Origin of the sequence: Desulfallas thermosapovorans DSM 6562 (assembly GCF_008124625.1) — a bacterium.
Lineage (GTDB): Bacteria > Bacillota > Desulfotomaculia > Desulfotomaculales > Desulfallaceae > Sporotomaculum > Sporotomaculum thermosapovorans.
Window position 1 is genome coordinate 1 of sequence record NZ_VNHM01000048.1, and the last position, 1,004, is coordinate 1,004.

A 1,004-nucleotide genomic window follows, 5' to 3' on the forward strand; every position below is an offset into this window, starting at 1 on the left:
ATCTTTTGCGCTGCATTCTTATCCCCCTTCTGTTGATTAAAGTTTATATCATTTAGGGATAAGACTCAAATCCTTTTAAGGGGCTATATAGATATCACCAAGATACCCTACCTGGAAATCGGACAGTATAATTGGCTGCAGACTGGATTGGTTGCTTGCTTGCGGTAAGATTAAAAAGAATGGCAGTTTATATTGTCGCAATGAAATCATAATGAACGAGAAGGTAAAACAAATTAATAAATATAGAGAAAAGCTTGACGTAGGAGAAAAGGGAGAAATATTTGTATTGGAATATGAAAAAAAACAACTAACTAATTATCCAAGATTAGCTAAAAGGGTAAGGCGGGTAAGTACATACGCCCCAAGGGCAGGTTATGATATACAGAGTTATTTCCCCGATGGAAGGTTAAAATTTATCGAGGTTAAAGCAACAACTGGGGCAGATGAACCGTTTGAAATTACCGACAATGAATGGCAGATTGCTAGACAATTTGGTCAATCATACTATATCTATAGAGTGTATAATCTGAATTCAGAAAAACCTATGATATCTATTATAGAAAACCCTACTAACTGCATTTACCGTGAACCATTGGTGTGGAAAGTGCATTACTCAGCGCAAAAATTAAAGGAACATTTCTCATCAAATAGCTGTACTGAAAGTAACTTATCATCTACAAAGATTAATAACTCGTTTTTGAATCTCCCTCGAGAAATTAAATTTTTTACCATTGCAAGTAACGCAAAAAAGCCACGTGAGGTTATACTCTCTATTAAAGTTGAAAATAAGCCTTGGATAAGTAATTGTCAAATTTGTGGTGAGGAAGAAGCAGGTATTTACTTCGTGGGTTTTAATGGTTTTCAATTTCTAAATGAAGGACATTATTTGTGTCTGAATTGTCTCCTTAAATATCGGGAGTTATTTTTATAATTATTTAGCGGTGCAACATTAAGCTTCCGCAGCCCGGCGGAAGAGCGCGCGCGAAGCGCGCGTGGGGCCGCAG

1 protein-coding gene is annotated in these 1,004 nt (G+C 36.7%); it reads left to right on the forward strand.

Annotated elements, in window-relative coordinates:
• Positions 1–211: 211 nt before the first annotated feature.
• Positions 212–931 (forward strand): protein NO VEIN domain-containing protein, encoded by a 720-nt coding sequence (locus LX24_RS14780; protein WP_166512889.1) that lies wholly within the window; start codon positions 212–214, stop codon positions 929–931.
• The last annotated feature ends 73 nt before the right edge of the window (positions 932–1,004 follow it).